This is a genomic window from Desulfobacter sp. (genome assembly GCA_028768525.1).
Taxonomy (GTDB): Bacteria; Desulfobacterota; Desulfobacteria; order Desulfobacterales; family Desulfobacteraceae; genus Desulfobacter.
Map to the genome: position 1 here is coordinate 3,954,449 of CP054837.1, position 26,043 is coordinate 3,980,491.

22 protein-coding genes, 3 tRNA genes and 1 other RNA gene are annotated in these 26,043 nt (G+C 52.9%); 11 read left to right on the forward strand and 15 right to left on the reverse strand.

Annotation, left to right across the window (positions count from 1 at the left end):
• Window positions 1-201: 201 nt before the first annotated feature.
• Both HUN04_17555 and HUN04_17560 read right to left on the reverse strand, forming a co-directional pair.
• Window positions 202-1,437 carry a glycerophosphodiester phosphodiesterase gene (locus HUN04_17555; GenBank protein WDP93329.1) on the reverse strand — a complete coding sequence of 412 codons (1,236 nt, stop codon included), beginning with the start codon at window positions 1,435-1,437 and terminating at the stop codon, window positions 202-204.
• Window positions 1,438-1,669: 232 nt separating this feature from the next.
• A complete protein-coding gene (locus HUN04_17560) occupies window positions 1,670-2,047 on the reverse strand; it encodes a diacylglycerol kinase (protein WDP91409.1) in 378 nt (125 codons plus the stop codon).
• A 196-nt stretch (window positions 2,048-2,243) separates the two neighbouring features.
• Here HUN04_17560 and radA point away from each other — a divergent pair, with 196 nt between their 5' ends.
• Genes radA through HUN04_17575 form a run of 3 tightly spaced genes read left to right on the forward strand, consistent with a single transcriptional unit; the run spans window position 2,244 to window position 4,983 of the window.
• The gene (gene radA, locus HUN04_17565; protein ID WDP91410.1) at window positions 2,244-3,620 is read left to right on the forward strand and encodes a DNA repair protein RadA; all 1,377 of its coding nucleotides are present in this window, start codon (window positions 2,244-2,246) and stop codon (window positions 3,618-3,620) included.
• The gene (locus tag HUN04_17570; GenBank protein ID WDP91411.1) at window positions 3,592-4,230 is read left to right on the forward strand and encodes an RlmE family RNA methyltransferase; all 639 of its coding nucleotides are present in this window, start codon (window positions 3,592-3,594) and stop codon (window positions 4,228-4,230) included. The genes radA and HUN04_17570 overlap by 29 nt, the downstream gene beginning before the upstream one ends.
• 9 nt (window positions 4,231-4,239) lie before the next feature.
• The gene (locus HUN04_17575) at window positions 4,240-4,983 is read left to right on the forward strand and encodes a YebC/PmpR family DNA-binding transcriptional regulator (GenBank protein ID WDP91412.1); all 744 of its coding nucleotides are present in this window, start codon (window positions 4,240-4,242) and stop codon (window positions 4,981-4,983) included.
• A gap of 94 nt (window positions 4,984-5,077) precedes the next feature.
• Here the strand turns inward: HUN04_17575 and nadA are convergent, their stop codons facing one another.
• From nadA to ffs, 6 genes are all read right to left on the reverse strand, one after another.
• Window positions 5,078-5,971 carry a quinolinate synthase NadA gene (nadA, locus tag HUN04_17580; protein WDP91413.1) on the reverse strand — a complete coding sequence of 298 codons (894 nt, stop codon included), beginning with the start codon at window positions 5,969-5,971 and terminating at the stop codon, window positions 5,078-5,080.
• Between the two features lie 23 nt (window positions 5,972-5,994).
• On the reverse strand, window positions 5,995-6,657 hold the full coding sequence (locus tag HUN04_17585; GenBank protein WDP91414.1) for an outer membrane lipoprotein carrier protein LolA: 663 nt from the start codon (window positions 6,655-6,657) through the stop codon (window positions 5,995-5,997).
• A 14-nt stretch (window positions 6,658-6,671) separates the two neighbouring features.
• Window positions 6,672-8,261 carry an acyl--CoA ligase gene (locus HUN04_17590; protein ID WDP91415.1) on the reverse strand — a complete coding sequence of 530 codons (1,590 nt, stop codon included), beginning with the start codon at window positions 8,259-8,261 and terminating at the stop codon, window positions 6,672-6,674.
• A gap of 113 nt (window positions 8,262-8,374) precedes the next feature.
• Window positions 8,375-10,300, reverse strand: a complete 1,926-nt coding sequence (gene dnaK / locus HUN04_17595) for a molecular chaperone DnaK (GenBank protein ID WDP91416.1) — start codon at window positions 10,298-10,300, stop codon at window positions 8,375-8,377.
• A 20-nt stretch (window positions 10,301-10,320) separates the two neighbouring features.
• Window positions 10,321-10,932, reverse strand: a complete 612-nt coding sequence (gene grpE / locus HUN04_17600; protein ID WDP91417.1) for a nucleotide exchange factor GrpE — start codon at window positions 10,930-10,932, stop codon at window positions 10,321-10,323.
• Window positions 10,933-11,091: 159 nt separating this feature from the next.
• An RNA gene (gene ffs / locus HUN04_17605) (signal recognition particle sRNA small type) lies at window positions 11,092-11,188 on the reverse strand.
• 254 nt (window positions 11,189-11,442) lie between these two features.
• Here ffs and HUN04_17610 point away from each other — a divergent pair.
• Both HUN04_17610 and HUN04_17615 read left to right on the forward strand, forming a co-directional pair.
• Window positions 11,443-11,751, forward strand: a complete 309-nt coding sequence (locus tag HUN04_17610) for an STAS domain-containing protein (GenBank protein ID WDP91418.1) — start codon at window positions 11,443-11,445, stop codon at window positions 11,749-11,751.
• Between the two features lie 10 nt (window positions 11,752-11,761).
• The gene (locus HUN04_17615; GenBank protein ID WDP91419.1) at window positions 11,762-12,121 is read left to right on the forward strand and encodes a hypothetical protein; all 360 of its coding nucleotides are present in this window, start codon (window positions 11,762-11,764) and stop codon (window positions 12,119-12,121) included.
• Between the two features lie 44 nt (window positions 12,122-12,165).
• On the opposite strand, the gene HUN04_17620 is transcribed toward HUN04_17615, so the two are convergent.
• The 3 genes from HUN04_17620 to HUN04_17630 all read right to left on the reverse strand — a co-directional run bounded on the left by HUN04_17620 (window position 12,166) and on the right by HUN04_17630 (window position 13,578).
• Window positions 12,166-12,627 (reverse strand): hypothetical protein, encoded by a 462-nt coding sequence (locus HUN04_17620; GenBank protein WDP91420.1) that lies wholly within the window; start codon window positions 12,625-12,627, stop codon window positions 12,166-12,168.
• 148 nt (window positions 12,628-12,775) lie between these two features.
• Window positions 12,776-12,852, reverse strand: a tRNA-Pro gene (locus HUN04_17625).
• A 51-nt stretch (window positions 12,853-12,903) separates the two neighbouring features.
• Window positions 12,904-13,578, reverse strand: coding sequence for an N-acetylmuramoyl-L-alanine amidase (locus HUN04_17630; GenBank protein ID WDP91421.1), 675 nt, complete (start codon window positions 13,576-13,578; stop codon window positions 12,904-12,906).
• Window positions 13,579-13,733: 155 nt separating this feature from the next.
• Between HUN04_17630 and tig the strand changes: the two genes are divergently transcribed.
• The 4 genes from tig to lon all read left to right on the forward strand — a co-directional run bounded on the left by tig (window position 13,734) and on the right by lon (window position 19,397).
• Window positions 13,734-15,080 carry a trigger factor gene (tig, locus tag HUN04_17635; protein ID WDP91422.1) on the forward strand — a complete coding sequence of 449 codons (1,347 nt, stop codon included), beginning with the start codon at window positions 13,734-13,736 and terminating at the stop codon, window positions 15,078-15,080.
• Between the two features lie 72 nt (window positions 15,081-15,152).
• A complete protein-coding gene (clpP, locus tag HUN04_17640) occupies window positions 15,153-15,764 on the forward strand; it encodes an ATP-dependent Clp endopeptidase proteolytic subunit ClpP (GenBank protein ID WDP93330.1) in 612 nt (203 codons plus the stop codon).
• 3 nt (window positions 15,765-15,767) lie between these two features.
• Window positions 15,768-17,030, forward strand: coding sequence for an ATP-dependent Clp protease ATP-binding subunit ClpX (gene clpX, locus HUN04_17645; protein ID WDP91423.1), 1,263 nt, complete (start codon window positions 15,768-15,770; stop codon window positions 17,028-17,030).
• An 18-nt stretch (window positions 17,031-17,048) separates the two neighbouring features.
• Window positions 17,049-19,397 carry an endopeptidase La gene (gene lon / locus HUN04_17650; protein WDP91424.1) on the forward strand — a complete coding sequence of 783 codons (2,349 nt, stop codon included), beginning with the start codon at window positions 17,049-17,051 and terminating at the stop codon, window positions 19,395-19,397.
• 118 nt (window positions 19,398-19,515) lie between these two features.
• Here the strand turns inward: lon and rho are convergent, their stop codons facing one another.
• Window positions 19,516-20,589 (reverse strand): transcription termination factor Rho, encoded by a 1,074-nt coding sequence (rho, locus tag HUN04_17655; protein ID WDP91425.1) that lies wholly within the window; start codon window positions 20,587-20,589, stop codon window positions 19,516-19,518.
• A 290-nt stretch (window positions 20,590-20,879) separates the two neighbouring features.
• On the opposite strand from rho, the gene HUN04_17660 reads away from it, so the two are divergent.
• A tRNA-Val gene (locus HUN04_17660) sits at window positions 20,880-20,955 on the forward strand.
• Window positions 20,956-20,967: 12 nt separating this feature from the next.
• Window positions 20,968-21,044, forward strand: a tRNA-Asp gene (locus tag HUN04_17665).
• Window positions 21,045-21,179: 135 nt separating this feature from the next.
• Here HUN04_17665 and leuB read toward each other — a convergent pair.
• The 3 genes from leuB to HUN04_17680 all read right to left on the reverse strand — a co-directional run bounded on the left by leuB (window position 21,180) and on the right by HUN04_17680 (window position 26,039).
• Window positions 21,180-22,265, reverse strand: a complete 1,086-nt coding sequence (gene leuB, locus HUN04_17670) for a 3-isopropylmalate dehydrogenase (GenBank protein WDP91426.1) — start codon at window positions 22,263-22,265, stop codon at window positions 21,180-21,182.
• Window positions 22,266-22,460: 195 nt separating this feature from the next.
• Window positions 22,461-23,666: a quinone-interacting membrane-bound oxidoreductase complex subunit QmoC gene (qmoC, locus tag HUN04_17675; protein WDP91427.1), complete on the reverse strand. Its 1,206-nt coding sequence runs from the start codon at window positions 23,664-23,666 to the stop codon at window positions 22,461-22,463.
• 36 nt (window positions 23,667-23,702) lie between these two features.
• The gene (locus HUN04_17680; protein WDP91428.1) at window positions 23,703-26,039 is read right to left on the reverse strand and encodes a hydrogenase iron-sulfur subunit; all 2,337 of its coding nucleotides are present in this window, start codon (window positions 26,037-26,039) and stop codon (window positions 23,703-23,705) included.
• Between the last annotated feature and the right edge of the window lie 4 nt (window positions 26,040-26,043).

Sequence of the window (26,043 nt, forward strand, 5' to 3'; positions counted from 1 at the left end):
AGAACACTGTTCTCGAATAAGCATGCTTGTTCTAAAATGTCAATAGGGGCGGAAAATTTTTTTGAGGGAGGCTGAAAATAACATCCCGGTCGCGGGTGCCATCGGGCGGGCCCCCGGAAACGGGTGCGGATGTTTTCTGTCGTTTGCCGGGGGCGCCTAAGTATAGACTCCGTGCACCATAAGGGGGTGCCGGAGGCGGGGTTAATAATTCATGGCGTCGAGGATGCCGGAGACGGTGCCAAAGGGCTTTCGGCCGAAAAAGGAGAGGGCAAGGTCGCATTTATTGGAAAAGAATCCGTCCACGCCGTTGTCCATGACCATTTTCATGTCCACGGGCTCATCAATGGTATACGCGTGGACGAGCATGCCCAGGTCATGGGTCATTTCGTTCATCCAGGGCTTTACCGTGTCCATGTAGCTCTGGGCGCCTTTTACGGGATCATTGAAGCCTGCCAGTTTCGCGCCGGGCCCGGTGCCGGTGGCACCGTTGGCACGGGCCCAGTCCAGCCACCGCTTGTAATTGGCCTTGGAGAGCACCTCCCATTTGGCGGAGAACTGGGCATAGGATTCGCCTTCGGCCTGTTTGGCCGGTTCACTCTTGCGCAGGGGGCCGTAGGTCCTGCTCAGGTCGGCGGCGGGGTCGCCCTGGTCCACCTTGGCAGCGCCCCAGGCATCTGCCTCATCCTGGGTATAGAGCCAGATCAGAAACACCTTGGGGGTATGGGGCATGTAGGTGTTGAGCAGCGGCAGGCTGCTGGGCTCAAAGGTCTGGAGGATGGTCCGGGCAGGGGTGTATTGGACGCCGATATTTTTTGCGGCATCAAATCCTTTCGGGGCCTTTTTTACGGAAGATCCCAGCCAGTTTCTGAGTTTAAGATAGGCGTAGAGATCTTTTTCAATGCCGGGAAACTGTGTGGCCACCTTGGTTTCAATGTAAATGCCAGGGCGGTTGCCGTTATCCCGGGGATCGGGGCTGCCGTCGGCCAGTTTGCCCTCTGCAATATTGATGAATTCTTCCAGGGTGCAGATTTTGGCACCGGCAAAGGATTGTCTTGCCAGGTTCGGGGTGCCGTTCTCTTTCTTTTCTTTATTGAACCAGGTCCCTGCATCCAGCTGCTTCAGTTCGGCCAGAGTGAATTTGCTCACCGGATCATCGGCACGCTTCGGGAATACCGAGGCAATATTGGTGGTCCGTTTTAAATTATTGTCGTGCAGGGCCATGAGTATCCCGTCCTTGGTCCGCTGCAAATCGCATTCCAGGTAATCTGCACCCAGGTTCCGGGCCAGGCGGTAGGCGGCTTCCGTGGATTCCGGCGCGTAAAAGGAGGCCCCCCGGTGGGCGATAACGGCCGGGTGGGGAACCCCCTGGGCCATGGCGATTTTTTCACCTTTCAGGGCCGCTGTGGCGCCTGCTGGGGTGCCGGCGGCCAGGGCCATGCAGATACAGGCCGCCAGGGCGGCATACATTTTTTTTCTCAGATTCATTTTTTTTCCTTATTGTAAAGTTAGGCCAATACAGCGTTGCCGCTGCAGTGAAGGCCCATCTTTAGGCTAGGCCGGTATGGTTGTCAATATTGTGGTTAACCCAATGGAAAAATTTATCAGAATCTAACAGAATACCGTGGGGTTTCCGCAGGCCGGAAAGGTATCGGAATCGGTCCTAAAACGATTATGTCCAGAGCTGGGCCAGGGCCATTGCCCAGAGGATGCCGGCCATGGCCAGGCTGACGAAAACGGCGGCGCTGCACATATCCTTGGCCCGGCCGGCCAGTTCATGGAAATCCGGAGAGACCATATCCACCACCGCTTCCACTGCGGAGTTGAGCAGTTCGACAATGAGAACCAGGGCTGTGGCAAAGAAGAGCAGGCCCTTCCAGGCCAAGGAGAGGGGCAGGAAGACCAGGGCCGCTGAAAGAACGGCCACCAGAATCAGTTCCTGGCGAAAAGCCGCCTCATTGGCCCAGGCATATTTCAGGCCTTTGAGGGTGTATAAAAATGCCGCCCAGATTCTGGCGGCGCCGGTTTTGGGAGCGGGTTTTTTATTCATAGTCCCTGCCTACCAATATTGGGGCCGGGTGTAAAGGCAAAATTCAGCCGGAAGAGCGGGGATGGCAAAGCACACGGTGTTTTGCGCCTTGTCAAATTCAAGCTAAAATGGTATATTCATTCGATTTTCAATCTGTAAATAATGGTGCCTTCAAAATTTGCAGGCACTGGAAGATAAGATAACGAAGCAGTACAAGGTGGTTAAAAAAAAGGATAAACATATATACCGCTGCCGCTCCTGCGGGGGGCAGGCCCCCAAATGGATGGGACAATGCCCGGAGTGCGGGGACTGGGATTCCCTGGTGGAGGAACGGCTGGTGACGGCCACCCCGGGAAAGGCCGGGAAGGGCCGGACGGCCATTGCGGCCAAGCCGGTGCCCATTGATTCCGTGGAGGTGACCGAGTCCCAACGCCTGGTCACGGGGATTGCCGAGTTTGACCGGGTGCTCGGGGGCGGTATTGTGGACGGTTCGCTGATTCTTATCGGCGGGGATCCGGGCATAGGCAAGTCCACCCTTATGCTCCAGGTGCTCTCCATCCTGTCCAAGGCCGGGAGAAAGTGCCTTTATATCTCCGGGGAGGAGTCCGTCCGCCAGCTTTCCATGCGGGGCCAGCGTCTGGAGTCGGCCAGTTCCAATCTCTATGTGGTCTCCGAGACCGACCTGGACGCCATTTTGTCCATGGCGGACCAGGATAAATACGATGCCATGGTGGTGGATTCCATCCAGACCGTTTTCCATCCGGAAATCACATCCACACCGGGAAGCGTGGCCCAGATCCGTGAAGCATCCATGCAGTTCATGCGCCTGGCAAAGCAGACGGGCATTCCCATTTTTCTGGTGGGCCATGTCACCAAGATCGGGGCCATTGCAGGCCCCCGTATCATGGAGCACATGGTGGATACGGTGCTCTACTTCGAAGGGGACAAGAGCCATATTTTCAGGATTCTGAGGGCGGTGAAAAACCGGTTCGGCTCCACCAACGAGATCGGGGTCTTTGAAATGCGCGAACAGGGCCTGGCCCAGGTGCCCAATCCCTCGGCCGTGTTTTTATCCGAACGGGCCGCAGTGGCCCCGGGGTCTGTGGTCACCGCCTGCATGGAAGGGACCCGGCCCATTCTGGTGGAAATCCAGGGCCTGGTGTCCAGCACCAGCCTGGGGACCCCGAGGCGGACGGTACTGGGCCTGGATGGCCACCGGGTGGCACTGATCGTGGCCGTCATGGAAAAGCGGCTGGGCATGAACCTGGCCGGCCTGGATATTTTCATGAATGTCACCGGCGGTGTCCGCATTCTTGAACCCGCCGCCGACCTGGCCATTGCAGCGGCCCTGGCCGGCAGTTTTCTGGACCGGCCCGTGGAGAAGGAGACCACCCTTATCGGGGAGATCGGCCTCACCGGCGAGATCCGGGCCGTCAGCCACGCCCAGGCCCGGATCAAGGAGGCCGCCAAGATGGGATTCACCCGTTGCCTGGTGCCCACCGCCACCATGAAGCAGTTATCAAAGATTAAGGGCATGACCATTGAAAGCGTGAGTTTTTTAAAGGATGCCATGGAGGTATTGTTTGAGGGGTAAACCAAAGAAAAAAGGCCGCGGCGGTAAAGGGGGCCAGTGGGCCGACCATCTGACGGAAAAAGCCAAATCCCAAGGCTATCCGGCCCGGTCCATATATAAGCTGGAAGAGATTCAAACCAAGTTCCGCGTGATGAAAAAAGGGGATACCGTGCTGGATCTGGGCTGTGCCCCGGGTTCCTGGATGCTCTATGCGGCCAAAGAGGTGGGAAAAGAGGGGCGGGTTTTCGGCATCGACCTGAAGGCCGTTGAGATTAAATTGCCTGAAAACATAACGGCCATCCAGGACAATATACTGAAGCTGGAAAATCCGGGTTTCATCGAGGAGGTGGACGGGTTTCATACCATCATGAGCGACATGGCACCGGCCACCACCGGCAGGAAGGATGTGGATGCCCTCAGGTCCTTTGAACTCTGCCGCATGGCCCTGGATACGGCGCTGAAAAATCTGGCGCCCAAGGGTAATTTCATCTGCAAAATTTTTCAGGGCAATGACTTTAAGGCGTTTGAAAAAGAAGTAAAAGCCGCTTTCAGAGAATGTAAGATTTTCAAGCCGGAAAGTTGCAGAAAACAGAGTAAAGAAATATATATAATAGCAAAAGGTAAAAAATAAGGAGGATCCATGTCAGGACATAGTAAATGGTCGACCATCAAGCATAAAAAAGGGGCGGCTGATAAAAAGAGGGGCAAGATATTCACCAAGCTGATCAAAGAGATCACCGTAGCCGCCCGGATGGGCGGAGGGGATCCCGAATCAAACCCCCGGCTCCGCCACGCCGTTGCTGCGGCCAAGGCCCAGAATATGCCCAAGGATAATTTTGAGCGGGCCATTAAAAAGGGTACGGGCGAGCTTGAAGGCGTCAACTACGAGGAAATTCTTTACGAAGGGTACGGGCCCGGCGGGGTCGCCGTTCTGGTGGAATGCCTTACGGACAACAAGAACCGGACCATTGCCGATGTTCGCTATATTTTTAACAAGGCCGGCGGCAACGTGGGCACCGACGGGTGTGTGGCATGGATGTTCGATAAAAAGGGGCTGATCTCCGTGAGCAAGGAGGATGCCGATGAGGACACCCTCATGGAAGTGGCCCTGGATGCAGGCGCCGAAGATATCAAGGATGAGGGCGATGTCTTTGAGATCATCACCGAACCGGCGGATTATGATGCGGTAAAGGATGCCGTGGATAATGCTGAAATTCCCTGCCAGATGGCAGAGATCACCATGCTTCCCCAGAACATGACGGCTGTGGAAGGAAAGGAAGCGGAGCAGATGGTGAGGTTCATGGATGCCTTGGATGACTGCGATGACATCCAGAAATTTTATACCAATGCAGATATTCCCGACGAGGTCTTTGAAGCGATGTAATCCATCCTTTTCGGGACTGGGATTTTTGTATTAAAAAAAGGAGTCGTGCTGTCCGCCGGCTCCTTTTTTTATTGGGTTTTATTTTTAAATAAAGCTATTTCATATCGATCATTTTCTGCACGGCCCCCAAGGCTTTCACCCTGATCTCCTCAGGCACTTCGACTTTGCCGGCCAGAGTGTCCAGGCTGTCCACAATATTTTCAAGTGTTGTCTTTTTCATATCCGTACAGAGCATTTTACCTGAAGCCGCATAGAATTTTTTCTTTGGGTGGGCTTTGGCGATGGGATGGAGGAGGCCTATTTCCGTACCCAGGATGAATTCCCGGGCATTGCTTTCTCCGGCAAAGCGGATCATGCCTGAGGTGGACTGGATGCTGTCGGCCAACTCAAGTATTTCAGGGGGGCATTCCGGATGGGCCACAAACAGGGCGTCGGGGTGGGAGGCCTTGGCCGCATTCACCTCCTCCACGGTCAGGTCGTTGTGGAAGGGGCAGAACCCTTCCCAGAGGTGGACCTTTTTATCTGTATTGGCGGCAGCATATTTGGCCAGGTTTCTGTCCGGGGTCATGAGCACTTCATCGGCATCCAGGGCGTTGACCACCTTGACCACGTTGGCCGAGGTGCAGCAGATATCGGATACCGCCTTGACCGCCGCCGAAGAATTGACATAAGTGATCACAGGGATGTCCCCCAGTTCTTCTTTCCGCTTAACAAGGGCCTCCGGGGTAACCATGTCGGCCATGGGGCAGCCGGCATCGGGGTTGGGCATGAGCACGGTTTTCTCCGGAGAGAGAATGGCTGCAGTTTCAGCCATGAACCGGACCCCGCAGCAGACAATGATATCGGCGTCGGTGGCCGCCGCTTTGATGCTCATTTCCAGGGAATCCCCGCAGAGGTCCGCGATATCCTGGATCTCGGCCGGCTGGTAGTTATGGGCAAGGATGATGGCGTTCTTTTCTTTGGCAAGGGCTTTTATTCTGTCTATCATGGCTGTTCCTGTGCTTGAATCAATTAATTCATTTCAATGACTTCCGCATCTTCCGGAATGATGAAGTCAAAATTCCGGGGGTCGGGGGCGTTGAAACGAATATTGGTAAAATAAAATTTGGTGGTGTCCCCGTAGGGGTTTTCCGTAACCACAATCTGGATGTCATGGCCGGGTAGGCCTACGGTGAGGCGGATGGCGGCCAGGTCCGGGCTCTCATTTTTGGGGATGAGCAGCAGTTCGGCAAAACCATCCCCGTTTTTTTCCATTTTGATGTCGAAATCCGTTCTGATCCGGGTGATGTCGGATAAAAAGGCCCCACCGGCACCGGATTGGAAAAAGGCCTCGGCACTGCCCTGCATCACCTGATGCTCCCCGGGTCGGTAGATCCACAGCGCCTTTCCGTTGGTGATGATTTCGTGGCGGTCCGGGGTCTCATAGGTCCAGCGCATCTTACCCGGGTGGCTGAACCAGGCTTTGCCCGTGGCGATTTCTGTGATGTCCAGGGCGGTAAGCCGGGAAGCCTGTTCAAAATCTGCGGAAAAGCCTTTGTTGGCATACCGCTGTTCCAGACCGGCAAGGATTTCTTCCTTCAGCGGCGGTTTGCCGCAGAGGCCCGGAGCGGCCGAAACCAGTAAGGCCGCCAGCCCGATAGTCAGTATGGCAATGGATGTGTAAAATTTCGACATGGCCTCTCCTTGTTTTATCTCAGCAGTTTTTCCAGGTTTTTGCGCTTGTCTTCGGCATAGATCCGGCGCAGTTTGGGCTTTTCTATTTTGCCAGTGGGATTCCGGGGGACATCACCGAAAAAGATTTTTTTCAATTGCTTGTACCGGGGCAGTTCATGCTGGAAGTCAATGATGTCCTGCTCGCACATCATGGTGTTGGGCTTGAGGCTGATAATGCCGGCGGGCAGTTCTCCCAGGCGCTCGTCGGGCACCCCGATGACGGCGATATCCTTTATTTTTTCATGTTTGAGGAAAAAATTTTCAATCTCCACGGGGAAGATGTTTTCACCGCCGTAGATGATCATGTCCTTTTTCCGGTCAACCAGCCATATGAATCCGTCCTTGTCGTACCGGGCAATGTCCCCGGTGTGAAGCCAGCCGTCCTTCAGGGTTTTGGCGGTGGCCTCGGGATTTTTATAGTATTCCTTCATGACGCCGGGGCCTTTGACAATAAGTTCGCCGGTCTCGCCGCCGGGCAGGGGATTACCCTGCTTGTCCACTATTTGTGCCTCCCAGCCGTGGCCGGGAATACCGATGGGGCCAATGCGGTTTGTATTCTCGACACCCAGGTGGACGCAGCCGGGTCCTGCGGATTCGGTGAGGCCGTAATTGGTGTCATAGGCCTGGCCGGGGAAAAATTTCTGCCAGTTTTCAATGAGGCTGGGGGGGACGGGCTGGGCCCCTATGTGCATGAGCCGCCACTGGTCCAGCTTATGGTCGGCCAGATTGATCTGGTCATTCTCAATGGCAATGAGGATATCATGGGCCCAGGGCACCAGGAGCCAGACAATGGTGCATTCTTCTTCTGATACGGCCTCGATAATCCATTCGGATTTAACCCCGTTGAGCAGTACGCATTTGCCCCCCACCAGGAAGGAGCCCATCCAGTGCATCTTGGCGCCTGTGTGATAGAGGGGCGGAATACAGAGGAATACATCTGAGTGGGTCTGGCCGTGGTGGGCGTTTTCCACATGGCAGGCATGCATCAGGGCCTCGTGGGTGAGGAGCACGGCCTTGGGGGTGCCGGTGGTGCCGGATGTGAAGTAAAGGGCGGCTTCGTCCTCGGGTGATAGGGGAACCCGGGGTAGGGCTTGGTCATCGGCTTCGACGATGAATTTTTCATAGGGACAGGCCCATTCCGGGCAGTCTTTTTCCGGGCCTGTGAAGATCCAGAGTTCCACAAATTGATCCAGGTCCGCCCGTATGGTTTCCAGGCGGTCGATGAACTCCGGCCCGAAAATAAAGGCCCTGGCCCCGGCGGTTTCCGTACACAGCTTGATTTTATCGGCCTCAAACCTGAAGTTCAGGGGGACGGCCCAGGCGCCGGTATGGAGGATGCCGAAATAAATGGGCAGCCAGTCCAGGGCGTTGGTCATGAGGTGAACCACCTTGTCCCCTTTTTGGACGCCGTTGTGCACCAGGGCATTGGCTGTTTTTATGCTCTGGGAGTGGAACTGGCGCCAGGTGATTTCATGGCGGGCGCCTGTTGCCGGTATCCGCTCCACCAGGGCGGTCTGGTCAGGATAAAGGGCATTGTTTTGTGCGAGTATCTCTGTAATGATCATCTTTTAATAAGGCCTTTGTACCAAAAATTAAAAATCCTGCCGGGGATAATATCCCACGGCAGGATTATATTCAATGATAAATGGCAGATAAGCCTAAGGACTTATAAGCGATTTTACTTGTCTTTTTTGACCTCTTCAAAATCGGCATCCACCACATCGTCGTCGTCCTGGGCAGCACCTGCACCGGCGGCATCGCCACCGGCAGCACCTGCGGCGCCGGGGTTATCGGCCTGGGCCTGCTGGTACATGACTTCGGCCAGCTTGTGGGAGGCCTGGGACAGGGCTTCGATTTTGGCTTTGAGTTCATCAATGCCGGCAGTGTCTTTGGCCTGTTTCAGGGCCTCTGCCGCCTCTTCAATACCCTTTCTGGTGGCTTCGTCCACCTTGTCCCCATGTTCCTTCAGGGTTTTTTCGGTCTGGTCCACCAGGGCTTCGGCCTGGTTTTTGGTGTCTACCAGTTCACGTTTTTTCTTGTCTTCCTCGGCGTGCATTTCAGCATCCTTGACCATTTTTTCGATTTCATCGTCGGAAAGGCCGGAAGCGGCAGTGATCTGGATGGACTGCTCCTTGCCTGTGGCCTTGTCTTTGGCGGCCACATGGACAATGCCGTTGGCGTCGATGTCAAAGGAGACCTCGATCTGGGGCACACCCCTGGGAGCGGGGGGGATGTCTTTGAGTTCAAACTGGCCCAGGGTTTTGTTGTCGGCAGCCATTTCCCGTTCACCCTGGAGCACGTGGATGGAAACGGCGGGCTGGTTGTCTGCGGCTGTGGAGAATACCTGGCTCTTTTTGGTGGGGATGGTGGTATTCTTGTCAATCAGCTTGGTCATAACACCGCCCAGGGTTTCAATACCCAGGGAAAGCGGGGTGACATCCAGCAGGAGTACGTCGTTGACGTCACCCTGGAGTACGCCGGCCTGGACCGCCGCGCCCATGGCCACAACTTCGTCGGGGTTTACGCCCTTATGGGGTTTCTTGCCGAAGATTTTTTCAACCCGTTCCTGTACGGCGGGCATACGGGTCATGCCGCCAACCAGAACGACCTCGTCCACACCGCCGGAACCGAGGTTGGCTTCTTTCAGTGCGGTGAGGCAGGGTTTTTCCAGATTGTCCAGCAGGTCGGCAACCAGGGATTCCAGTTTGGCACGGGTCAGTTTTACATCCAGATGTTTGGGGCCGGAGGCATCCGCCGTGATAAAGGGCAGGTTGATGGCGGTTTCCGTGGCGGTGGAAAGTTCCATTTTTGCCTTTTCAGCCGCTTCTTTCAGGCGCTGCAGGGCCATCTTGTCGGTTCTCAGATCGATGCCCTGGTCCTTTTTGAACTCATCGGCCAGGTAGTCGATGATTCTCAGGTCAAAGTCCTCGCCGCCCAGGTGGGTGTCGCCGGAGGTGGATTTTACTTCAAACACACCGTCGCCGATTTCCAGTACGGATACGTCAAAGGTACCGCCGCCCAGGTCGAATACGGCAATTTTTTCTTCGCCTTTTTTGTCCAGGCCGTAAGCCAGGGAGGCAGCAGTGGGTTCGTTGATGATCCGTTTGACTTCAAGGCCGGCGATTTTGCCTGCATCCTTGGTGGCCTGGCGCTGGCTGTCGTTGAAGTAGGCAGGAACGGTGATGACCGCTTCCGTTACCGCTTCCCCAAGGTAGTCCTCGGCAGTCTTCTTAATGTTGGCCAGGATAAAGGATGAGATTTCAGCAGGGCTGTGCTGTTTGCCGCGCAGGTTGATCCGGGTGTCGCCGTTGCTGGCCGCTTCTATTATATATGGCAGGATAGGGACGTCATCCTGGACTTCTTTTGAGCTGAATTTGCGGCCGATGAGCCGTTTTACACCGAACACAGTGTTTTCGGGGTTGGTAACGGCCTGGCGTTTGGCAGTTTGGCCGACAATGCGTTCTCCGCTTTCGCTTACCGCAACAATGGACGGGGTGGTCCTGCCGCCTTCTGCATTGGTGATAATCTTTGCTTCGCCGCCAGCTTCCATGACAGCAACACAGGAGTTTGTGGTTCCTAAATCAATTCCGATAATTTTACCCATAACATAGCCTCCAAAATATTTTAATTTTCTTCAGTTTTTTCAGTTTCTTTTTCCACTCTTTTTGAAACAACTACCATGGCCGGCCGGATGAGTCTGTCATGGAGGGTGTACCCTTTTTGCAACACCGTTGTAACGGTGTTGTCCGGAAGGTCGTTGTTCTCTTCCTGGGTAACCGCCTGGTGGAAGTTGGGATCAAACGGCTGGTTCTCCGCTTCCACCGGTTTCACGTTAAAGGATTCAAAGAGTTTTATGATTTCCTTGTGGGTCAGCTTGACCCCTTCAAGGAGACTGGCATCATCAGAAGCGTCTTCTGCGGAGACAATCGCCCGTTCAAGGTTGTCCACCACTGAGAGGAGCTGCTTGAAAACCATTTCGTTGGCAAACTTTTTGAAATCATCAATTTCCCTTTGTTTGCGTTTTTTGAAGTTTTCAAATTCCGCCGAAAGCCTCAGGGTTTTTTCTTTCTCAGCGGCCAGCTGATCTTTTAATTCCTGATTGTTTTCAGTGGCGTCCAGGTTGATCTCCTCTTTGGATTTTTTTTGTTCCTCGGCCGGATCGACCTTGGTGGAGGAAGCAGCGGCAGCGTTTTTTTTCTTTGTCTCTTTTTTAGTTTTGTTCTCTTTGAGTACCAATTTGTTTTGCTCCAAAATCCCTAACAATTAAGAGTTTTAGTCATTGTTTCCGATAAATTATGGCTGAAAAATAAGTCTGTTTAAAGGCATGTCAAGATATAAAGGATGTGGGGATGAAAGAAAAAAGAACCGGCTGAACAAGTCGGACGGATAATTGCATGACCGGGATCGATCCACGACACAGAAGGGATCACTTATCGCTGCTTCCTTCCGGACCTGACGAGGTTCATGGCCGTCTGTTACGAGGCGACCGATCAGAATTATCCGCCCGGCTTATCCAGCCGGAGCAATATTATATACGTGCTTTTTTGTTAAAATTCAAGATTAATTTAAGCGCGGACTGGTTATGCCGGCGCGGCCGGTCCATAAAAACTGCGGTGACCCTTTATGTTGGCGGAATTCCGGGAGCAGAATTCCGTCATTCCCGGATAAATTAATATTTGAACTAAAAATCGTTTTCATATACTATAAACAGGTCCATTTCAGAATTAGCCAAAACAGGAGAATGCAATGAGCGAAATAGTGAATGACGGTGATCAGACCATTATCAAACCGGGTACGGATGTTGTCGCTTCCATGGCTGAAAGCTTTAAAGGTGAACTGCTGGCGGCCATTAAAGGGTCAACCGGGACAGTCTCGATAGATCTTGACGGTGTTGAAATGGTGGACTCCGTAGGAATCGGTGTCATTATTGCGGCCCACAACTCGTTGAATCAGGCCGGCAGGGAGTTTAAAGTCATTAACGTGACAAAGGATATTTTTGGCCTTTTTTCAACCATGCGCCTGAACCGCCGGTTTACTGTGGAAGGTGCTGAATAGGGGCGATATTGTGCTGAGAAAGCATGCTCTGGCTGTTTCAGCCTTTTTGCTTGCTGCTGCAACGACGGCGGGCTGCGACAGAGATAAAGAACAATTTTCCGGACTTTCCGAAATGGTTGCCGAACGGCACCAGGTGCGGCGGTCGCTTTCCGATGAGGATGGCGGTACCGGCAAGGTTGGAAAGAAGGCGGGTGAATCAACAGAAATCGCCGGTGACCCGGCACAACCGGGCAAGGAACTGGCCTCCGGTATTCTGTTTGAAAAACAAATTCAAATTCTGGATGCCCAATCCAAAACCCCTTTGGCTAAGGGGGTGGCTTATCTTGATAAACAGGGACGTATCGTAAGAATTAAAATTATTAAAAAGTAACGGCTGCCTGCAAGGGGCGTGGCAGGCGGTGCTGGCTGGCAGAGCTATGCCGGAGGCGCTTTTCTCCCTGAACCTGCAGGAAGGTGGTCTTCTGCCTGGGGGGCGGGTATGGCCTGCTCGACTTCCGGCTGTTCGGGCGGAGGCATTTCCAGGTTAGGTGATGGGGGGGCTTCGGACGGTTCCGGCGCTTCTCCTGTCAGTTCTTTAATCCGTGATTCCAGTTTTTTGATTTTGGTGTTGGCCTTGTATAGTTTCTTTCCGGCATCTTCCCTTATTTTTTCCAGTTCTTTTATATTCTTTGAATATGCCCTGAGCTGACTGGCGTATTTTTGAATGGCGGTTTTGTTCTTTTTGTTTATTTTTTTTTCAACAGATTTGGCAACGGTATGGGTTAAAAAGATGTTAACCAGCTCTGCTGCCAATGCGATGATGGTGACATAGATCAACCCGTCTGCCTGGAGAAAATAAAGAATGACGACAACTAAAATGGAAGTGAAAAAGACCATGACAGTTCATTTATCCTTTCAGATCAAAAATAAATAGGGAGCGGTCTTAATTACGCGTTAAAAAGCTATATTATGGGAATCAACTGAAATTTGCAAATAAAACTAAAAAAGGCCCCCAGTAATACATACTGGAAACCTTAATTTTTACTGGTCGGGGCGGAGAGATTCGAACTCCCGACATCTTGCTCCCAAAGCAAGCGCGCTACCAGGCTGCGCTACGCCCCGTTGCCCAGCGGCAAAATGGTCTTTTATCATCCGGATGGCTAAAAAGCAAGATTAATTTTGTTTTTTTAGGAAGTTGCGCAGGGAATCGGCAATTGTCCTGGCGTATGGCTGCAGGAATTTTTTTCTCGTTTCCCCGGTGACGGGAATCTGGGTTATGGAAACGGGTTCAATGAGAATGGCAGGGGCGGCAACCCCTTCCAGGGATACCAGCGGGGCGTTAAACAGGGTTGTCTGGAGGGGGGGCGATCCGGCCTGCAGATGGGCGGCCAGTGTTTTGGCCAATTTTTGTGACCGCGGCCGGGCAGTGATGGCCCGGGCCTCCCATTGATCCGGGGCCGGTGTGCCGGGGTGGTCATAGTAATAGATAAAGGCCGTGTCCGGGCCGGCATGGTGCAGATGGATACTGATAAAAAGGTCAGCATGATTTTGATTGGCAAATGCTGCCCGCTGTCCCGGGGATGACTGGACGGAGGCTGTCCGGTCTCGGGTGAGTTTGACGGTGAAAAAATCGGATAACTCTGCGGCTGTCAGTCTGGCCAGTTCAAGGGTGATGTCTTTTTCCTTTACTCCCGCAGGGGTGGTGAGCCCAGTGTCGCTGCCGCCGTGTCCGGGGTCCAGAATGATGGTTTTCTGGCGGGTTTTGATGTTTGCTGCATGGCCCGAAACGGTGCAGAGCAGTGTAAAAATCACCAGTGTGGATAGTGCTAAAAATCTTTCTTTGGTCAATTTTCTTGACACCTTTTTATATAAGCGTTATTTTAATAAACTTTGTGTAAAGTGTATATGCCTTGCATAGTTAAGTAGTTATGGCATATTTTTTTTTATTTTTGAAGCCGTGTTATCCGTAACACCAATTTAATTGAATACAACAGGACAGAAACATGCAGGTAAAAATCGAAGATCAGAGCAGTGTCAAAAAGGTGCTTTCTTTTGAAATCTCCAAAGACAAAGTGGCCAAAGAGCTGAATAAAGCTTACAATGAATTGAAAAAGAACGCTGATATCAAAGGCTTCAGAAAGGGGAAAATTCCGAGAAAAGTCCTTGAAAACAGATTTGCGGCCGATGTGCATGCCGATGTCGCTCCCCGTCTGATCCAGGATGCATTTGTCGAGGCCGTCAGAGAGAATGAGCTTAATGTCGTGGGCGGCCCCCAGCTGGATCCCCCCGAGCTGAATCCCGATGCTGACTATGTTTTTGATATTACCGTTGAGGTGAAGCCTGAACTGGAAAATATTGAGTTTGAAGGCCTTGAGCTTGAAAAAACCAAATACGAAGTCTCCGATGCCGAGATCGACAGCCAGATTTATATGATCCAGAAGACCATGGCCAAAAAAGAGCCTGTGGCTGAAGAACGTCCGGTGAAAGACTCTGATTTCGTTCTCATTGATTACGAAGGATTCCTCAACGGCGAAGTTTATGAACATACTCCCAAAGTGGAAAACTATGTCATGGGCATCAACCAGGGTGCATTGCCCAAGGAATTCTCAGAAAAACTCATCGGTGCCATTCCGGTCCAGGACCTGGATATAGAGGTGGCCTATGCCGATGATTTCAATGATGAAAATCTCAAGGGCAGAACCATTGTCTATAAGGTAAGCCTCAAGGAGATCCAGGAAGAGGTGCTGCCCGAAGCCAATGACGATCTGGTCAAAGGGCTGGGCAAGTTTGAAACCCTTCAAGAGGTCAAAGATTCCATCCGCGACAACCTGTCCAAGGGGATTGAGCAGCGGGTGAAACATGAAATGAGCGAGCAGATTTTCCAGGCCCTGCTGTCAAAGATCGAGTTTGAGGTGCCCGAGGCGCTGATCGAAGGGGAACTCAACGGCATCATTGCTGAAACCGAGCAGGCGTATACCAACAATAATACCAGCCTGGAAGAGGCCGGCCTTGACAAAGAGGAAATGAAGGTCAAATACCGCGATGTGGCAGAAAAACAGGCCCGCCGCCACCTGATTCTCGATCAAATCATTTCCCAGGAAAAACTGGAGCTGACCGAAGAGGAGATGGACGCCAGCTTTGAGGAAATGGCCCAGGCCATGGGTGCCACCAAGGACGCTGTGAAAAACTATTTCAACATGGATCCCCGGCAGCTTGAATATTATAAGCACACCCAGCTTGAAAAAAAGGCCGTTGACCTTATAATAGAAAAAGGCAGTGTCACCGAAGTCGAGCCCAAAACTGCCGAAGCGGATGCCGGAGACGACGCATCCGAAGAAACTGAAGAATAATCAACGATTCCGTTGGGCGCGGATAATGAAATAAAGATAATGACAAGGAGTTGAATCGTGCCTCTTATTCCAATGGTTGTTGAACAGAGCAACAGGGGAGAACGTGCCTATGACATTTATTCACGGCTATTGAAGGACAGGATTATTTTCCTGGGCTCGGCCATTGATGATGAAATCGCAAACCTCATTGTGGCCCAGCTGCTCTTTCTTGAATCTGAAGATCCTGAAAAGGATATCAGCTTCTACATCAATTCCCCCGGTGGCGTGGTAACGGCCGGCATGGCCATTTACGACACCATCCAGTACATTAAGCCGGATGTGGCAACGGTGTGCATCGGACAGGCCGCCAGCATGGGCGCCCTGCTTCTGGCTGCCGGCACCACCGGAAAACGGTTTGCCCTGCCCAATTCCAGGATTATGATCCACCAGCCGCTGGGCGGTGCCCAGGGCCAGGCCACGGACATTAAAATCCAGGCCAATGAGATCCTGAGAATGAAAGACAATCTGAATCAGATTCTGTCCACCCATACCGGACAGACCCTTGAAAAGGTGGCCGAGGATACGGACCGCGATTATTTCATGTCCGGTACCGAAGCCAAAGAGTACGGTCTCGTAGACCGTGTGGTGGCGGACAGAAAAGAGTTGGAACAAGTGTCAGACGAGGAGGCTTCAAAGGAGTCGTAAAATATGGCCAAAAAAGATGAAACAAATGATCAGTTCTTCTGTTCTTTTTGCGGGAAAAACCAGAAAGAAGTCAAGAAACTGATTGCCGGGCCAAGTGTTTACATCTGCAACGAGTGCATCAAGCTGTGCAGTGAAATCGTTGAAGATGAAGAAAAAGAACAAGCTGCCAAAGCCGAAGGGGCTGCCAAGGAGTTTATGGTGCCCAAACAGATCAAGGAGCAGCTGGATTCCTATGTCATTGAGCAGGACAGGGCCAAAAAGGTCCTGTCCGTGGCTGTTTATAACCATTATAAACGCCTGGCGTCCCATTTGGAGAAGTCGCGGGATGATGTGGAAATCCAGAAGAGTAATATCCTGATTATCGGGCCCACCGGCTGCGGTAAAACCCTTCTGGCCCAGACATTGGCCAGGTTCCTGGATGTGCCCTTTGCCATCGCCGATGCCACGGCCCTGACCGAGGCCGGCTACGTGGGTGAGGATGTGGAAAATATCGTTCTCTCCCTGGTCCAGAATGCCGATTACGACATTGAGAAGGCCCAGAAAGGCATCATTTATATTGATGAAATCGACAAAATTTCCCAGCGGGGGGACAACCCCTCCATCACCCGTGACGTGTCCGGGGAAGGGGTGCAGCAGGCGCTTCTCAAAATCATTGAGGGGACCGTTGCCTCCATTCCGCCCAAAGGGGGGAGAAAGCATCCCCAGCAGGATTATGTTAAGGTGGATACCTCCAACATCCTCTTTATCTGCGGCGGCACATTCACCGGCTTGGAAAAGGTGGTTGAACGGCGCCTGACCCAGAAAACCATGGGGTTTGGCGCAAAGATTGCCGATAAGAAAGACATTAATATCGGCGAACTCCTGGGCCAGGTAAAACCCGAGGATTTGATCAAATTCGGCCTGATCCCTGAATTCCTGGGCCGCCTGCCCGTGATCACCTCCATCGGTGAACTCAACGAGGGCTCCCTGGTCAAGATTCTGACCGAGCCTAAAAACGCCCTGGTCAAGCAGTACCAGCAGTTGTTTCGGGTTGAAGGTGTGGATCTTCAGTTCACGGACGAGGCCCTGGAGGCCATGGCCAAAGAAGCGGTCAACCGGAAGTCCGGCGCCCGCGGGTTGCGCGCCATCATGGAAGAGACCATGCTGGATATCATGTATGAGATTCCCTCCAAAAAGGATGTGATTGAGTGCGTGGTCGGCGAAGAAGTGGTGTTGAAGAACGAAGAGCCCATACTGCTGTATGAGCAGCCCAAAAAGCAGGCTTAAAAAAGAAAGTTTGCATTCATGATCAAGATTGCCAAGTTTTTTAACCCTGACGGCTCAGAAGAGAAAAGGATCCTTCCCCTGGTTCCCCTGCGGGATATGGTCCTTTTTCCTTTTGTTACGACTTCCGTGTTCGTGGGGCGTGAAAAATCCATTAAAGCCTTGTCCCAGGCCATGTCCCAGGACAAGCGGATTTTTCTGACCACCCAGAAAGATCCCGAGGTGCTCAAACCCACCATCAAGGATATTTTTCAGACCGGCACAGAGGCCAAGATCACCCAGTTGCTCCGCCTGCCCGACGGTACGGTGAAGGCCCTTGTGGAGGGGTGCGGCCGGGGGCACATCGTCAAGATGGATGAGGATGACGGGTTTCAGTCCGTGGAATTTGTGGCCATTGCTGAAACCCCCATGGCCGAGGCCACTGCCGAAGCCGCCCTCAGGACGGTATCCGAAGCATTCCAGCATTACGCCACCCTGTCCGGGGTGGTGTCCAAGAGTTTTTTCAAAGGCCTGGACGGCCTGGAGCAGGACCAGTCCCGATATGCCGACACCATTGCCTCCCAGCTTCCCCTGAAGGTGGCGGACAAGCAGGTGCTTCTGGAATGCGGGGATCTTGAAGAACGGTTTTTCCTGCTTTTGAAAATGATCCAGAAGGAGACCGAGGTCTTCACCATGTCCCAGAAGATTAAGGGGCGGGTCAAAGAGCAGATGGAGAAACTCCAGAAGCGCCATTACCTCAATGAGCAGATGCGGGCCATCCAAAAAGAGATGGGGGAAGGGGGCGAAGGCGGGGAGTTTGCCGATCTTGAGAAAAAGATAAGTAAAAAGCGGATGCCTAGGGAGGCGGCCGGAACCGTCCGGCGCGAACTTGAAAAGCTCAAGATGATGTCGCCCATGTCCTCCGAGGCCACCGTGGTCCGCAATTATATCGACTGGTTGATTTCTCTGCCATGGTACCGGAAAAACCGGCCCAAGACCGATCTTCAGAACGCTGAAGAGATTCTGGACAGGGATCATTACGGTCTGAAGAAGCCCAAGGAGAGAATCCTGGAGTATCTGGCCGTACAGATTCTGGTCAAGAAAATTAAAGGGCCCATTCTCTGTCTGGTGGGACCACCCGGGGTGGGTAAAACTTCCCTGGCCAGGTCTGTGGCCTCGGCTACCGGACGGGCCTTTGCCAGGATTTCACTGGGCGGGGTCCGGGATGAGGCTGAAATCCGTGGGCATAGGCGAACCTATGTGGGAGCCATGCCCGGCAAGATCATCCAGACTTTGAAAAAGGTGGGGTATAACAATCCGGTCTTCTGCCTGGACGAAATTGACAAGATGACCTCAGATTTCAGGGGGGATCCGTCCTCCGCATTGCTGGAGGCGTTGGATCCTGAGCAGAATAAGAATTTCAACGACCACTACCTGGAAGTGGACTACGACCTGTCCGAAATTCTGTTTATCACTACCGCCAATACCCTCTACGATATTCCGGCGCCCCTGCGGGACCGGATGGAGATCATCCAGATTCCCGGGTATACTGAATATGAGAAGGAAAAAATCGCCACGGGTTACCTCATCCCCAAACAGTTGCGGGAAAACGGCCTCGATGAGAACGATGTGGTGTTTTCAAAGAACGCCATCCATACCATCATCAAACAATATACCAAAGAGGCCGGTGTAAGGAACCTGGAGCGGGAGATATCTTCAGTACTTCGGAAGATTGCCACCAAAATCGTGCGCACGGACACCCGGAAAATGCACCAGGTCAATTCGTCCGCTGTGACCAAATATCTCGACCAGCCCAAGTTCCGGGATTCCGCCCTGGAAAAGGAAGATAAGACCGGTATTGTCACCGGCCTTGCCTGGACCCAGGCCGGCGGGGAGTTGCTGACCATAGAGGCTGTTACCATGCCGGGCAAGGGAAATGTCATGGTGACGGGCAAGCTGGGAGAGGTGATGAAGGAAAGCTCCCAGGCGGCTGTTTCCTACGTTCGTTCCAGAAGTGCCGAGCTGGATATCCGGGAAGAATTTTATAAAGATACAGATATACACATCCATGTGCCGGAGGGGGCCATACCCAAGGACGGCCCGTCCGCAGGCATTGCCATGTGTACGGCTGTTGTTTCCGTTCTCACTGCCCGGCCCGTGAAGCGGACCGTGGCCATGACCGGTGAGATCACCCTCCGGGGGAGGGTGCTGCCCATCGGCGGCTTAAAGGAAAAGCTGCTGGCTGCCCATGCCAACGGTATTAAAACGGTGGTGGTTTGCAAGGATAATGAAAAGGATATCCTGGAAGTGCCAAAGGCAATTCAGAAACAGATGGATATCGTTTTTGTAGAAGATATGGCCCAGGTATTGGCACATGCCCTGGGTTCGTAGACGAATCCTTTAGAACCGGGAAAATAGACAAAACAGGGGACTTTTTCCCCTGGTGTGAAAATAAAAAAAGCCTCCGGATGTCCAGCATTCGGAGGCTTTTTGTTCTTTTTAAGGGACTTTAAAAGTCTTCCATCACTCTGAGGAAGTCAGACATGGCCGTCACCTCATCCTTGGTGGCAATGCCACGCCGGAGTTCAACGATTCTGTTGTATTCCTCTTCATCCATGAGCAGGTCTTCCTTCCGGGTCCCGGATTTATTAATGTTGATGGCCGGCCAGACCCGCTGCTCTGCACATTCCCTGGACAGGAAAAGATCCATGTTGCCGGTGCCCTTGAATTCCTGAAAGATGACATCATCCATCCGGGAACCGGTGTCCACGAGAATGGTGGCAATAATGGTCAGGGATCCCCCGTTTTCAAGTTTTCTGGCAGCGCCGAAAATCTTCCTGGGGAATTCCATGGCGTTGGCTCCCAGGCCGCCGCTCATGGTCTTTCCGTAGGAGTCGGTATCAATATTAAAGGCCCGGGTCATACGGGTCAGGGAGTCAATGAAGACCACGGCATCCTGGCCGATTTCAGCGCATCTGATGGCCGTATGCATGGCCAGGCGGGTCATTCTCATGTGCTGGCCGATCTGCTGGTCAGCGGATGAATAGAGTACGTGGGCATCGGTCAGTCCCCGCTGAAAGTCGGTGACTTCTTCGGGCCGCTCGTCCACCAGCAGGACAAACACTTTGGAATCAGGGTGATTGGCAACAACGGAGTTTGCCATATGTCTGAGGATGGTGGTTTTTCCGGACTTGGGAGGGGCAATAATCAACCCCCGCTGTCCTTTGCCGATGGGGGAGACAAGGTCCAGTGCCTTGCCGGTGATGTCGTCGTCATTCTGTGTAAGGTAGTACCGCTCAAAGGGGTTGACGCTGATCTGCTCCTGAAGCATAGGGGTGCCCAGGAATTCATCAAAAGGAAGATGGTTGATGGTGTCAATGCGGATCAGGGCCAGGTTGACATTCTGGGGCCCTTTTTTCTCGCCGTAACCTTCGATGAAGCTGCCTTCCCTGAGATTGAGTTTGCGAATAAGACTGTTCGGTACATAGGGATTTTCAGGACGGGGCTGGAAATTTTCTTCTATGTTCCTTAAAAAACCGAACCCTTTGTCCATAATTTCCAGGTATCCCTGAACTGGTTCCATAGTCGACTCCTAAGCCATGATGTGTTGCCGAGTTAATAAAGCAAGGATTTCTGATATTCCCTTTTGTTCGTTGCATTGTGTGCTATGAAGAGAAAAAGAAGTGTCTTGCATTAATCGTTTCGGATGTTTTATATCGTTTCTCGTAGGGCAAATATATCACTAATATAGATGTGTTGCAAGGATCTGGAATGGAATAAAAGGGGATTTTCCGGCCCTGGATAAAAAAATGAAGATTTTTAAAAAACTGCTTGACACCCATAGGGCATTGGGGTATAACCCCTCTGTCTTTCGGGCGATTAACTCAGTTGGGAGAGTGCAACCCTTACAAGGTTGAAGTCGCAGGTTCAAGCCCTGCATCGCCCACCATAAAGTGACCACGGGGGTGTAGTTCAGTTGGTTAGAACGCTAGCCTGTCACGCTAGAGGCCGCGAGTTCGAGTCTCGTCACTCCCGCCACAATATCAAAAGCCTTTGATGAAAATCAAAGGCTTTTTTAATGGCTCAATGATGTGTTGGGCCTGCCGAATTAAAAACCGGCGGTTACCCTGTTATATAAGGGCAGCCGCCGGTTTTTGTTTTTCTGAACTTTGATCAGCCTAAAGCGGAGAGTTCTTTCACGATGGCATCTCCCATCTCGGCTGTATTCACCGCCGTTTCCTTGTGTGCGGTGAGGTCGGCTGTGAAGATGCCTTTGTCAAGTACCTTGGATATGGCCGATTCAATGGCGTCGGCAGCTTCGGCATACCCCAGGGTGTATTTGAGCATCATGGCTCCGGAGAGAATCTGGGCAATTGGATTGGCAATGCCTTGGCCGGCAATGTCCGGGGCTGATCCGCCGGCGGGTTCATACAGCCCGAAGTTCTTTTCATTGAGGCTGGCCGAGGCCAGCAGCCCCATGGAGCCGGTGATCATGGCGCATTCGTCTGAAATAATATCTCCGAACATGTTGCCGCAGAGCAGGACGTCAAATTGATGGGGGTCCCGAACCAGCTGCATGGTGGCGTTATCAACATAGATATGGTTGAGGGTGACATCGGGATACTCTTTTGCGATTTCCGTGACGGTTTCCCGCCATAGCACCATGGAAAACAATACATTGGCCTTGTCGACGGAGGTAACAATGTTGCGCCGCTTTCTGGCTGCTTCAAAGGCCATCCTTGCGATCCGTTCTATCTCAAATCGCGAATAAACCATGGTATCGTATGCGGTTTCTTCTTTGCCTTCTCCGGTTCTGCCCTTGGGCTCTCCGAAATAAATCCCGCCGGTGAGCTCCCGCATGCAGAGGATATCAAATCCATCCTTGACGATTTCCGGTTTCAGGGGGGAGGCCGATGCCAGGGTGGGGAATACCTTGGCAGGCCGCAAATTGCAATAAAGTCCGAAGTGTTTTCTCAGGGGCAGAAGTGCTCCCCTTTCCGGCTGTTCTGCGGGGGGAAGGCTTTCCCATTTCGGCCCCCCCACGGAACCGAATAGAATGGCGTCACTCTCCTCGCAAAGGGAGAGGGTGGCGTCGGGCAGCGCCTTGCCGTGGTTATCGATGGCGGCTCCGCCGATATCGGCAAATTCATAGGTCAGCTCGAATCGATGGATTTCTCCGGCCTTATTGAGAACCTTGACAGCCTGTTCCATTACTTCAGGGCCGATCCCGTCTCCGGGCAGCACAGCGATCTTGTTCAAAATGCACTCTCCTTAATTATTGAATTTATTCTGTGATTTTGACCTATTATAATAGAGGATTCGAAACAGATTGCAAGGATTTTGTTTATATATAATAAAGAAAGTTTATATATACTGGATTGAAAAAGGATAAAAAAAGGGGGCCGGTTTTCCGGCCCCCCTTAAATTGTTCAGCGATGCGCTAAAGCAGCTTGGCTATTTTCTATTGCCGTAATCTGCATAGGCCATGGCAACCGTACGGTAAACCAGATGGGCCATCTTGGAAAAAGGCAGGAAGGCGAACAGGTTGAAAATAGCAATCAGATGGATCCAGTAGAAGAAATAAGCCGTCCATTCCATGTGGGCCAGACGGGCCATTTCAGTCAGCATGCCGCTCAGGCCCAGGGTAAATACAACTCCCAGGATGAACCAGTCTTTGTAGGCAGTGACCTGGTCTTTATTGTTCAATCTGTTTTTGATCATCATGGCAGAACCGATCACAAGCGCAACACCGGAAATATTGGCAAGCCATTTAATGGGGTTGAGCTGGGGATAGGGACCGGCATAGTTGCCCAGGTAAAGCATGGAACCGCAGACTGCGGTAACGATGAACAGGCCGATAAAGGAGTAAAGCACCATCATATGGGGGGTGGCGCGGTCTTTATTGGCTTCGCATTCGTTGAATTTCTCATGCTTGAACACCGTGGGCAGAATGTTGAGAACAGACTGTCCCAGCGCTTTGTAATCCATTTGGGCCTTGTCGGTTTTGCCTTCCAGAACTGCGTTGTTGTGGATGTCGGCGATGAACCGTTTCAGGGCCAGGAAGAAGATCACAGTGGCAAAGATGGCTGTGGGTACAAAGGTCATATCCACAAACCAGGTGGATACGAAGCTGGCATGGGAAATCACATGCTCGGCACCCTCATGGGCATGGGACCAGTGAAGGCGTCCGCCAAGGGCATCCCCGAAAAGGGCATGGAAAATCTTTTCCATGGTGCCGCCGAAGTTCATGGTGATAAAGGCCAGCAGGGCGAACCAGAGGCCAGGAATACCGATGAGCAGGGGCAGTTTCTTGGGATCATTCACCGCCTTTGCCAGGGGTTTGGGGGTTGCGTATTCGGTGATGGATGCGGAACGGACCGCAGCCAGCACGTCGCCCGGGGCTGCGCCCCTGGGGCAGAGATCGGAACAGTCGCCGCACTGGTGGCAGAGCCAGATGTCTGCATTCCCAATCAGTTTGTCTTTAAGACCCCAGGAGGCCGCAATCATTTCCTTGCGGGGGAAGGGGCTGTCTTCCGGGGCGATGGGGCAGGCTACCGAACAGGTTGCGCACTGGTAGCACTTTTTCAGTGTTTCTCCGCCAAGACCCCTAACTTCTGCTATGAAACCGAGATCCGGTTGAGCAAGATATTTAGCACTCATATTATGATACCTCCATATAATTTTGGTATACTGCTGTTAGAATCCTTTGAACGGGTTGGGGCCAAGGGCGTCAACCTCTTCGACAAAGTCGTTGATGATCTGGGGCAGCTTGTCATATTCGTCAATGGCTACCTCTGCAAAGGCCACACGTTCTTCTTCCAGGGCCAGTGAGGAGAGGGCGTCCCCGATCTTTTTCACGCGGACTTCAGCCAGTTCGGAACCTTTGACAAAATGGCACTGGTAGTCGTCACCGTGTTTGCAGCCGATGAGGATAACACCGTCAATACCCTGGGCCAGTGCGTCCTTGATCCAGATGGTGTTGACAGAACCCAGGCAGCGTACCGGGATGAATCTCACGTCGGGTGAGTAGTCCACCCTGTTCATGCCCACCATGTCAAGTGCGGGGAAGGCATCGTTTTCACATACCAGGGCCAGGAATCTCAGGGGCGGCTCATCATAGTCGTCCTCAGAGGGTACGGAGATGGCCTTGACCTGGGAGCCGATGGAATCAATGGAGTAATCGGCAAAGGAGATAATACGTTCCGGGCAGGCACCCATGCAGGTACCGCAGCGGCGGCAGCGGGTGGGGTTGGCCTTGGGAGTGCCTCTTTCGTCGTCGTCCAGGGCGCCGAAGGGGCATTCAACCGTACATCTCTTGCACTGGGTGCATCTCTGGAAGAAGAAGTCCGGGTAGGTCATATCACCGGATCTGGGGTGTACGGCCATGCCGCGGTTGGCACTTTCAATACACTGGATGGCTTTGAGGGCCGCGCCGGTGGCATCTTCCATGGACTCTTCAATGGTCATGGCCCGGCGGATGGCGCCGGCGGCGTAGATACCGGTTCTCTGGGTTTCATAGGGGAAGCAGATGTAGTTGGAGTCTGCATACTGGCCGAAGATATCGTTGTCACGGAAACCCGGGCCCTGTCTGTAGGCCAGGTTGACAACGGCGTCGTCCTTGGTCACGGGGACCATGCCGCCGGCCACAACAACCATGTCGGCCTGCAGGGCCAGGTTGTCGCCCAGGAGGGTGTTGGTGGCGGAAACGGTGAGGCCGGAACCAGAGGCCGCCACTTCTGTTACGGCGCCCTTGGTCATGAAGATCCCGTCTTCCTGCTGCATGGATTTGTAGAAGTATTCCTGGAGGCCAGGGGTTCTCATGTGCTGGTAGATCACATAAGCCTTGCCGTCGGCGTAGTCTTCGCGGACATAGCGGGCCTGTTTCAGGGCCACCATGGAGGTGACAGAGCCGGTGTATTCGAAATCGGCATCGTCTTCGTCTTTGCCCGGAGACTGGATGAAGACAACGTTTTTAGCTTCCTTGCCGTCGGAGGGGCGGACAATCTTGCCCTTGGCGGCAATCATTTCGAACTCGTCGTTGGTGACAACGTCGGGGCTGGAAAGATTCAGGTGCTCAAAGGCTTCGCCTTCCAGAACGTCGGGGCGCCAGCCGGCGGCCAGGACAACGGCACCGTAGAGCTCTCCCTCGGGGTCCATTTTGAGGATGTCTTCCCGGCCTTCGTTGTATTCCAGGTATTTGGCATGGGCGGCGTCGGCATCCAGTTCCTTGCCGTTCTCATCCACCATCATTTCCTCGGGAAGGGGGAAGGGAACGTCAAAGGGGATCTTTTCGCCCGGGGTCTTCATGGTCACGGTGAACTCGCCGGGCTGGCCGGCAATACGGGCCACCTCGGTGTTGGTCCGGACATCGATGTTGCCGTTGGCTTCGATTTCCTGGATCAGGGCGTCAACAACAGGAGCCTGGAGGGTTTCGAAGGGTTCGGCAACGGGCATCTGGCTTCTGAGCTTGGCTGCATAGCCGCCCACTGCTTTGGTCTTTTCAACGATGGTGACTTCGTAGCCGGCTTTGGCTGCATCCAGTGCGGCTGACATACCGGTAACACCGCCGCCCATGACCAGGATCTTTTTGGAAAAGGATTCTGTTTTGTAGGGTTCGGGCAGTTTAACTTTTTCAAGGCGGATCATGCCCATCTTGATATAGTCTTCGGCCTTCATCTGAACCTGGTCAAAGCTTTCTTCGTCGTCTTTCTGCTCTTCGGTGAGTTTGGGGTAGGTTTCCCGGGAGTGGGGCCATACCACGCCTTCCCTGAGGTTGGCGCGTTCGATGATGCAGCCGGGGAAATTGAAAGTATCAAAGTTGACACGTCTGGAGCAGGCGCCGATGACCATGGCATTGACCTTGCCCTCATCAATGTCTTTCTGAATGAGTTCCACACCTTCTTTGGAGCACAGGAACGGGTGGGTGGCGCAGTAGGTCCCTTCTTCTTCGGGGACCCCTACGAGCTCTTCCATATCAAGGGCTTCACCGATGCCGCAGCCTGTGCAGATATATACGCCGTATTTTTTATCCATCTTT

What these genes read in the sequence shown, in the direction of transcription:
- HUN04_17555 (WDP93329.1), bottom strand. Translation starts at nt 1,437, where the DNA reads ATGGCCCTGGCCGCCGGCACCCCAGCAGGCGCCACAGCGGCCCTGAAA.
- HUN04_17560 (WDP91409.1), bottom strand. Translation starts at nt 2,047, where the DNA reads ATGAATAAAAAACCCGCTCCCAAAACCGGCGCCGCCAGAATCTGGGCG.
- HUN04_17570 (WDP91411.1), top strand. Translation starts at nt 3,592, where the DNA reads ATGCCATGGAGGTATTGTTTGAGGGGTAAACCAAAGAAAAAAGGCCGC.
- HUN04_17575 (WDP91412.1), top strand. Translation starts at nt 4,240, where the DNA reads ATGTCAGGACATAGTAAATGGTCGACCATCAAGCATAAAAAAGGGGCG.
- nadA (WDP91413.1), bottom strand. Translation starts at nt 5,971, where the DNA reads ATGATAGACAGAATAAAAGCCCTTGCCAAAGAAAAGAACGCCATCATC.
- HUN04_17585 (WDP91414.1), bottom strand. Translation starts at nt 6,657, where the DNA reads ATGTCGAAATTTTACACATCCATTGCCATACTGACTATCGGGCTGGCG.
- HUN04_17590 (WDP91415.1), bottom strand. Translation starts at nt 8,261, where the DNA reads ATGATCATTACAGAGATACTCGCACAAAACAATGCCCTTTATCCTGAC.
- dnaK (WDP91416.1), bottom strand. Translation starts at nt 10,300, where the DNA reads ATGGGTAAAATTATCGGAATTGATTTAGGAACCACAAACTCCTGTGTT.
- HUN04_17610 (WDP91418.1), top strand. Translation starts at nt 11,443, where the DNA reads ATGAGCGAAATAGTGAATGACGGTGATCAGACCATTATCAAACCGGGT.
- HUN04_17620 (WDP91420.1), bottom strand. Translation starts at nt 12,627, where the DNA reads ATGGTCTTTTTCACTTCCATTTTAGTTGTCGTCATTCTTTATTTTCTC.
- tig (WDP91422.1), top strand. Translation starts at nt 13,734, where the DNA reads ATGCAGGTAAAAATCGAAGATCAGAGCAGTGTCAAAAAGGTGCTTTCT.
- clpP (WDP93330.1), top strand. Translation starts at nt 15,153, where the DNA reads ATGGTTGTTGAACAGAGCAACAGGGGAGAACGTGCCTATGACATTTAT.
- clpX (WDP91423.1), top strand. Translation starts at nt 15,768, where the DNA reads ATGGCCAAAAAAGATGAAACAAATGATCAGTTCTTCTGTTCTTTTTGC.
- lon (WDP91424.1), top strand. Translation starts at nt 17,049, where the DNA reads ATGATCAAGATTGCCAAGTTTTTTAACCCTGACGGCTCAGAAGAGAAA.
- rho (WDP91425.1), bottom strand. Translation starts at nt 20,589, where the DNA reads ATGGAACCAGTTCAGGGATACCTGGAAATTATGGACAAAGGGTTCGGT.
- qmoC (WDP91427.1), bottom strand. Translation starts at nt 23,666, where the DNA reads ATGAGTGCTAAATATCTTGCTCAACCGGATCTCGGTTTCATAGCAGAA.
- HUN04_17680 (WDP91428.1), bottom strand. Translation starts at nt 26,039, where the DNA reads ATGGATAAAAAATACGGCGTATATATCTGCACAGGCTGCGGCATCGGT.